This window comes from Desulfonatronospira sp. (assembly GCA_003563255.1).
Classification (GTDB): Bacteria; Desulfobacterota; Desulfovibrionia; order Desulfovibrionales; family Desulfonatronovibrionaceae; genus Desulfonatronospira.
Genome location: PWSL01000370.1, coordinates 1 through 8,297, shown reverse-complemented (window position 1 = coordinate 8,297; position 8,297 = coordinate 1). Strand labels below are relative to the sequence as shown.

The following is an 8,297-nucleotide window of genomic DNA, read 5'->3' as shown; positions in this document are numbered from 1 at the left end:
TGTCCCAAAAAATGAGATATTTTAAGCACAAAATGATGCTCAAGTGGGTCCCGGAGTGCCTGTCCCCTGCTTTCCTTGAAAGCGCTAAACAGATACCTTGTTTTTTGTGACCCGGTTAAACCCAGCAAAGCTGGAACGCTTACAGCGTTGTTTAACCGGGCAGGCCCCGGTTAAACCCAGCAAAGCTGGAACGCTTACAGCGTTGTTTAACGGGGCAGGCAGGGTCTCAGGAGTAAGTCACCTGGCTTTTTCCGCGACCCTGCGCGGAAAAAGTGGCCCCTTCAAGGCATCATCCGGTTAACCCTTGCAGGACGCGTTGAGCACGGCTTCCTGCCCGGAGGCTTACAGCCCGGAGGGGTACTGGCTCTCCCGGCATTTATTTTTCTAATTCTTTTTCTTGTTCAATAAAAAAAGTGCCGGGGTGCCTGTCCCCAAACATGCAAGCAAAATGTTTTCTTAACGACCAACATGTTGGTCTGAAATTTTCACTAAGCGCCTGACACTACAGCGAAACTAAAAAAATTTATGCCTGCCTCAATTGGGGGACAGGCACCAACTGCACTTATTTTTATTAATAATGATCTTGGTTTTACTGGAAAAAATAAGTGCTGGGAGAGCCAGTCCCCGCAGGTCAATCATAAGTTTCGCTGTAGTGCTGAAGTGTCGCTGCAGTGTTATTGCCTGAACATAAACCAAGGAGGTAGAGTATGGATTACAAAGCCTGGGTAGTGGTGGCAGATAGTTCACAGGCAAGAATTTTTGGAGCCAATGCCCGAGGAGGTGGTTTGACTGAACTGGAAAAGTTTGAGCATCCCGAGTCCCGGATGCGTGATCAGGACTTGAAATCTGACAAGGCTGGAAGAATGTATTCAATGCAGGGTGAATTCAGAACTGCTGTTGAACAGACCCCGGGGCGCAAGCTGGAGGCGGAACGCTTCGCCCAGAAAATTGCGGAACATCTGGAAAAGAGTCTGCACAACAATAAATATGAAAGGCTGGTCCTTGCGGCTTCGCCTTCATTTCTGGGGATGCTCAGGAATAACCTCAACGACAATGCCCGCAAGGCTCTGAGCAATGAATTGGACAAAGATCTGTGCCGTATTGAAAAACCGGAAGAAATCAGGAAACGCCTCCCGGAATACCTATGGTAATGAATAGATGGACTTTTGGGGCTGCAGAGTCGACGGATGATGCTCCCACGCAGAGCGTGAGAGCAATCAAAGGTATCTGTTCAGCGCTTTGCATGTGGTATAGGGACTGGCTTCTTCCGGGACCCGCTTGTCCCAGCAAATGAGTCGTTTTGAGCACAAAATGATGCTCAAGTGCGTCCCGGAGTGCCTGTCCCCTGCTTTCCATAAAAGCGCTAACACTACAGCGACACTTTGGGTATATTATCGTCTCGGCCACCGGGGACAGGCACTTTTGCCGACCTCAACCCGTAAAACGGCCGGACGATCCGGCGGCAAAAGAGCCAGTCCCCTTCCAGCTTAAATAAAGTGTCGCTGTAGTGCTAAACAGATAATCTGAAATATAATAAGTGCTTGCAGAGTCAGTCCCCATGCCCGACTGGGGCTATGCAGATACTTTCCCTTCAACTATAGCATACACGGTTTCTCCGGAAACCTCGTCATTTTCCAGCAGGGCCTGGGCCAGCTCGTCCATGGCCCTCCTTCGGGAAGATAGAACTTCCTGGGCTCTTTCAAAGGCCTTTTTGAGGATGGCTTCTACCTCCTGGTCGATTTTCCGGGCTGTCATCTCACTGTACTCTCTGGCCTTGCCCAGATCTTCACCCAGAAATATTTCCTTTCCAGGATCACCAAAGGCCATATGCTCGAAGGCCTCGCTCATACCCCATTCCATTACCATTCTGCGGGCCATTTTGGAAGCCTGCTGCAGATCGTTGGCAGCACCGCTGGTAGCGGTGGAAAACACCTGGACCTCGGCGCAGCGCCCCCCCATCATCACTGCCAGTCGATCCAGGATATACTCCCGGGCATATATGTACTGTTCCCGGTCGGGAAACTGCTGGGTAGCCCCCATGGCCTGACTCCTGGGGACTATGGAAACCTTGTAGACGGGGTCAGCGTGAGGCAGGACAGCGCCCACGATGGCATGTCCTGCTTCGTGGTATGCCACCATGTTCTTTTCTTCCTGGGTCATGACCAGTCCGTGGCGCTTGAGGCCCATGAGTATTTTGTCCCTGGCCGTTTCTACGTCCTGGCTGTTTATCTGGCTGCGGCCATCCCTGGCCGCCATTAGCGCGGCCTCGTTCATGAGGTTTTCCAGGTCTGCCCCGGAAAATCCGGGAGTTTCCCGGGCCAGGCGCTGCAGGTCCACGTCATGGTCCAGTTTTTTGTTTTTCGAGTGAACCTGTAAGAGTTCCTCCCGGTCCCGGACCGTGGGCAGATCCACCATTATGCGCCGATCAAACCTGCCTGGCCTGGTCAGGGCGGGGTCCAGGATATCGGGTCGGTTGGTGGAGGTCATGACCACAATGTTTTCATGTTCTTCAAAGCCGTCCAGTTCCCCCAGAAGCTGGTTCAGGGTCTGTTCCCGCTCGTCATGGCCACCGCCCATTCCTGAGCCGCGCCTGCGGCCGATGGCGTCAATCTCGTCAATATAGATAATACTGGGAGCGTTTTGCCGGGCTTCTTCAAAGAGGTTGCGCACTCTTTTGGCTCCAACGCCGACAAACATTTCCATAAAGTCCGAGCCGGTTATACTCAAAAAAGGAACTCCGGATTCTCCGGCAACGGCCTTTGCCAGCAGGGTCTTCCCGGTGCCGGGTGGGCCCAGCAGTATTACCCCGCGCGGGACTTTGCCACCCATGCCATGAATCTTCTGGGGATCCTTGAGGTAATCCACAACTTCCATTAGTTCCACCTTAGCTTCTCTGGCACCGGCAACGTCCTGGAATGTAACGCTCTGCCTGCCCTGGTCAAACTTTTTGGCCTGACTTTTGCCGAATCCGAAAAGGCCGCCTCCGCCCTGCATCTTTTTGTACTGGGAATAAAGCAAAAGAACGATGAGCAGAAGCGGCACCGTAGACAGAAGCAGATACCAGAAAAAGGGGCTTCGCTCCGGCTGGGTATGGACCTGGATGTCTTTTTCCTGCAGAAGGGGCATCAGCTCATCGTCTCCAAAGGCAGGAGTATAAGTTACGAAGCCGGTGTAGGAGATGTCCTCCTTCTGCACTTCTTCCTTGACAGATCCTTCTATCCTGTCACCGCGAACAGTTATCTCTTCGACGTTCTCGGAGCGCACTTGGGCCAGGAACTCACTGTAGCTGATATGCGTGGTCTGCCACATGGGGGCTGCAAAGTTCAGTATGAGAAGGACCATGAACAATAATATAAGTACGTGCAGAAATGTATTGCTTCTAAAGTCCTGTTTCTGTTGTTGTTCTTTATTTTGCATCATTATCTCCTTAATACTGTCATGAAGACGATCACCTCTTTCATTATCTGTATCAGGAAGTTATTTCAAGCTTTTGTCAAGGGCGGCCTGGAACCTGCCTGCTTTGGGGAGTGCTGTACCCGGTCTTGATTTGAGCCGGGCTTTTTTCTATTGTGTCGACCGGCAACACTACTGTGAAACTACGATTACGGCACATGTATTCCATTGGGGACAGGTACCCCCGGGCCAATTTTTATCAATAAGTTTCCAGTCCTGATTTTAGAAGTTTCGCTGTAGTGATCAAGAGAGCAACTTTCAACACAAAGGGAGACTGCAGGGCATGCTGACGATTCATGGCCAAGAGACATTGACTGGGGGGCAGGTTTGCGTTTTGGGACCGTCAGGCTTCACCGGGGTGCATGGCAGTTATGAAACCCGGGATACAGGCCTGGGCGACCTGCGGGCTGGAACATTTCTGCACCTTGAAAACCCTGTGCTGCAGGTGCTTGACAAGCCCTGGATGTGCGGTTCAGGGGAAACCGGGTTTTTGGGGCTGACCCTCATGGCCCTGGAGGATATTGACCTGCAGGGGGGCATTGCAGTGCAGCGCCGGTGCCGGGGAAGATCCCTGGCCTGGATCACTATGAGCGACAAGGGGGCAAAGGGCGAGCGCGTCGACACCAGCGGACCCATGATTCGGGAGACCTCGGAAAGACTTCTGAATCTGAGCCTGTGCAGGGGGTTTATCATACCCGATGACGTCTTTCTATTGCGGTCTCTCTTGCAGCACCTGGCGCTGAATGCCGGGTTTGACCTGATCCTGACCACCGGCGGGACCGGTCTGGGTCCCAGGGACATTACTCCTGAGGCCACGCTGCGGGTCCTGGATAAACGACTGCCGGGCTTTGAGCAGGCCATGATGGCCGCCTCTTTGCAAAAGACGCCCCATGCGGCCATCTCCAGGGCCATCGCCGGCACCCTGGATCAAAGCATTATCGTAAATCTTCCGGGAAGCCCCAAAGGTGTCAGGGAAAACCTGGAAGCGGTGCTGCCGGCCATGGAGCACGCCCTGGCCAAGCTGCAGGGTGATCCTGCGGACTGCGCAGGGAAGTAGCCGCGGCAGTTACCAACCCCTCACACCCTGATTGTCACCCTTCTGGCGTGTTGAATTTCTTCCATTTAAGGACTACGGACTAAGGGCAGAGGCAGCTCTTTCACCTGAGTTGCCGGCACAGTCCTCGTCAAGACATTAGAAAGCTGAACAGGCGAATCATGGACACATTTATAGCTGATCTGCACATACATTCCTGTTATTCCCGGGCCACCAGCAGGAGCCTGGACCCTCCAAGCCTGGCTGCCTGGGCCACGGCTAAGGGCATTCACGTGGTGGGCACAGGGGACTTTACCCACCCGGGCTGGATGCAAATGCTGCACAAACACCTGGTCCAGGCAGAAGACGGCCTGTTGCAGCTGCGCCAGGACAATGACCTATCCTCATATATCCCGGGGTTTGAACATAAACTGCATGGCAAAACCAGGTTCATGCTTTCAGCGGAGATCAGCTCCATCTACAAGCAGGGCGGCAAGGTCCGCAAAATCCACAACCTGGTTTTTTTGCCAAGCCTGGAAAAGGCCCTAAAATTTAACACCAGGCTGGAGCGTATCGGCAATCTCAAGGCTGATGGAAGGCCCATTCTGGGCCTGGACTCCAGGAATCTACTGGAGATGGTGCTGGAGACCGATCCCTGGGGGTTCGTGATTCCGGCCCATATCTGGACACCCTGGTTCTCCCTGTTCGGTTCCAGGTCCGGATTCGACAGCCTGGAGGAGTGCTTCGGTGACCTGTCAGAGCATATATTCGCCCTGGAGACGGGGCTGTCTTCGGATCCGGAGATGAACTGGATGTGGAGCCAGCTGGACCGATTTGCCATGGTGTCCAACTCCGACGCCCACAGCGCTGAAAATCTGGGCCGGGAAGTGAACCTGTTTCAGGGGGAAATTAGCTTTGAAGGAATTTTCCGGGCACTGCGCCGGGAGGGGCAGGAGCATAACTTCCTGGGGACCCTGGAATTTTTTCCCGAAGAGGGCAAGTACCACCTGGACGGGCACCGCAAATGCGGGGTGGTCATGGATCCCCGGCAGACCCTGGCCCACGGGGGCAAATGCCCGGTGTGCGGCAAGGATGTGACAGTGGGGGTGCTGAACAGGATTATGTCCATGGCGGACAGGCATGAGCCCAGGCAGCCTGATTGCCAGCCGGGTTTTTCGTCTGTAATCCCTTTGAAGGAGTTGATTTCCGAGTTTCTGGGGGTAGGGCCCAGGACCAAGAAGGTGCAGGGCTTTTACAACCGCCTTGTGCACAGGTTCGGGCCGGAGCTTGGCATCCTGCAGGATGTGCCGGTGGAGGACCTGGGCAGATATCATGCCCCCCTGGGCAGGGGGATCGCCAGGATGCGCTCAGGGGATGTTATCCGCCAGCCTGGATATGACGGGGAGTACGGCGTGGTCAGGGTCTTTACAAAGGCCGAAAGGGAAAAGTTCAAAAAGGGCAAAAGGCTTATGCCTGCGTCCGGGCAAGCCCAGGAAACAGGTTATGAGCGCCAAAAAACCGGGCATGATGATTCCAGGAATAACAGACAGGCCATGGAAAAAGTCCTGGAATACAATGCTGAACAGCAGCAGGCCATTGAGACCGGGCCGAAACCGGTGCTGGTCCTGGCCGGTCCCGGCACGGGCAAGACCCAGACCCTCATGGGACGTATCAGAAGTCTTTTGGTGCAGGGAGAAAATCCCAGGCACATCCTGGTCCTGACCTTTACCCGTAAGGCAGCCGGTGAATTAAAAGAGAGGCTGGCCGACATCCACGGTCGGGAACAGGCCCTGCCTCAGGCTGAAACCATGCATGCCATGGCCTTTGAACACTGGACAAGGGTTTATGGGGAAGAACCCCTGATCCTGGGAGAAGAAGAAGCCCTGAAGGTTTTTGAGGCCGCCAACCCGGAACTCAAGGCTTCGGCCCTGAAAAGGGCCTGGCAGGAAAACAGTACTGCCCGGGAGCAGTTAAAGGCGGTTTCTACCCCCGGTCAGAATTACAACAGGCAGAAGCAGGACTGGAACCAGGCTGACTACACTGACCTTTTGGAGTTCTGGTTGAACGAACTGCAAAGCGGCAGATTTGTCCGGCCGTATACCCATGTGCTGGTGGACGAGATACAGGACCTGTCAATGCTGCAGTTCATGATATTAAAAGAGTTGCTGCCGGAGAAAGGGGAGGGGTTTTTCGGCATAGGCGATCCCAGGCAGTCAATTTACGGTTTCCGGGGTGCCGCCGGGAATGTCCAGGAAGTGCTCAGCTCCTTCTGGCCGGATTCAAGAATCGTTGTCCTGCACATGAATTACCGCTCAGCCCAGGATATCCTGGATCTTTCCCGGGGACTTTTTCCAGGTGATGACAGACTGAAGGCCTGTTTTGAAAAAGAGGCCCGCATGTACTATTATCATGCCCTGGACGGCCTGCAGGAGGCGAACTGGGTGGGACAAAAGATCAAGGAACTGCTGGGGGGAACCGGGCATTGGCAGATGGACGGTCAGGATGAGCAGCCTGGCCTGGCCCCGGAAGATATAGCCGTCCTGGTGCGTTTCAAGGCTCTGGGTGAGGTCCTGGAAAGTGAGCTGCACCGCATGGGTATCCCGGCCAGTGTACCCCAGCAGGAACCGTTTTACCGCGATCCCAGGGTGGAATTGATCTTGAAAGCTGCGGCCAGGGTTCTTGGAGTAAGTTTTAGTGAACAGAAGTTTGAATGTCCCACAAAGGTGCTGGCTAAAGGGCCTCTGGGGATTGCGGCCTACCTGGAGGAAGTTCCGCCCTTTGACAAGCTTTTCTGGAAGAGCAGGGCCTTTAAGGAGCTGGATAGAGAGTACCGGGAAAAAGGCGGCTGGGCAGGGCTGATAAGCCATATCCGTTTGGAGAGCGAATTTGATGAGGCGGAACTAAGGGGCAGAAAAGTCAGAATTATGACCATGCACGCTGCCAAGGGGCTGGAATTTGAGGCAGTGTTTTTACCCTGCCTGGAGGACGGGTTACTGCCCTTTGCCGGGGCGGATATATTGCTGGGCAAGCCCGGGACAGGTCAGCCCAAAAGCGATGAGCATGAAGAAAAAAGACTTTTTTATGTAGGTCTTACCAGGGCCAGGCGATTTCTTTTTTTGAGTAATGCCGGCAGCAGAAAGATATACGGTCGAATGCTGAAGCTTAAAGAGTCCCGGTTCCTGTCTGGGCTTTCCATGGAAAAGGTCAACAAAACCAGGGCCAGGGTTCAAAAGACCAGCAAGGAAAAGAGGCCCAGGTTGTTTTGAGGCAACCATTCAGGGGGTCCTCGGTGATGGTTAATGGCACCAGGCCCTGGGGACTGTCCCCCGCTGAGTACTCTGGTTTGTGTACCGACAGGCACAGTGCCTGAAAGGCGGGGTGGTTATCGCATAAGGAAATTGTAAAAGAATTTTTCGTACAGGGTACACACCCGTTGTGCCATGAGCGGCCTGAACCCCACACACCTCAGACGGCAATAGACATGCAGGGGGTTGAAATGATGCTGGATAAGACTTCTGACTTTTCTCATAATAATGATATTAGCAATAAGCATGCCTTTGTTGCTGTTGCAGAGCCTTTAAATCAAAATAAAATAGAAATCAAGTTTTTTTCAAGTTAACCCAACAACGCAAGTTGTCTGCTAACCATTTAAAATTATTGAAATTGAATCAATAGAATGGATCGCAACTTAATAACTCCGGGCGATCTTACACTAAGAAAATACCTGGATTCCGGCTTTCGCCGGAATGACGAATGAAAACAGGTCGTTGCATTGTGATGTCATACCGGCGGAAGCCGGTATCCAGGAATA

Annotated in this window: 5 protein-coding genes; 4 read left to right on the top strand and 1 reads right to left on the bottom strand. The window is 53.4% G+C overall.

The features are described from left to right. The first annotated feature begins 707 nt into the window (after positions 1–707). Complete coding sequence (locus QZP87_RS10875) at positions 708–1,151, top strand: host attachment protein (protein WP_291322946.1); 444 nt, start codon at positions 708–710, stop codon at positions 1,149–1,151. 421 nt (positions 1,152–1,572) lie between these two features. Here QZP87_RS10875 and ftsH read toward each other — a convergent pair whose 3' ends face one another. Next, the gene (gene ftsH, locus QZP87_RS10870) at positions 1,573–3,420 is read right to left on the bottom strand and encodes an ATP-dependent zinc metalloprotease FtsH (RefSeq protein ID WP_291322945.1); all 1,848 of its coding nucleotides are present in this window, start codon (positions 3,418–3,420) and stop codon (positions 1,573–1,575) included. 367 nt (positions 3,421–3,787) lie between these two features. Here ftsH and QZP87_RS10865 point away from each other — a divergent pair, with 367 nt between their 5' ends. From QZP87_RS10865 to QZP87_RS10855, 3 genes are all read left to right on the top strand, one after another. Then, a complete protein-coding gene (locus QZP87_RS10865) occupies positions 3,788–4,510 on the top strand; it encodes a MogA/MoaB family molybdenum cofactor biosynthesis protein (protein ID WP_291322944.1) in 723 nt (240 codons plus the stop codon). Between the two features lie 158 nt (positions 4,511–4,668). Further along, positions 4,669–7,752: a UvrD-helicase domain-containing protein gene (locus QZP87_RS10860; protein WP_291322943.1), complete on the top strand. Its 3,084-nt coding sequence runs from the start codon at positions 4,669–4,671 to the stop codon at positions 7,750–7,752. A 230-nt stretch (positions 7,753–7,982) separates the two neighbouring features. Continuing rightward, positions 7,983–8,105, top strand: a complete 123-nt coding sequence (locus QZP87_RS10855; RefSeq protein ID WP_291322947.1) for a hypothetical protein — start codon at positions 7,983–7,985, stop codon at positions 8,103–8,105. Positions 8,106–8,297 lie beyond the last annotated feature (192 nt).

What these genes read in the sequence shown, in the direction of transcription:
- QZP87_RS10855 (WP_291322947.1), top strand. Translation starts at nt 7,983, where the DNA reads ATGATGCTGGATAAGACTTCTGACTTTTCTCATAATAATGATATTAGC.
- ftsH (WP_291322945.1), bottom strand. Translation starts at nt 3,420, where the DNA reads ATGATGCAAAATAAAGAACAACAACAGAAACAGGACTTTAGAAGCAAT.
- QZP87_RS10875 (WP_291322946.1), top strand. Translation starts at nt 708, where the DNA reads ATGGATTACAAAGCCTGGGTAGTGGTGGCAGATAGTTCACAGGCAAGA.
- QZP87_RS10860 (WP_291322943.1), top strand. Translation starts at nt 4,669, where the DNA reads ATGGACACATTTATAGCTGATCTGCACATACATTCCTGTTATTCCCGG.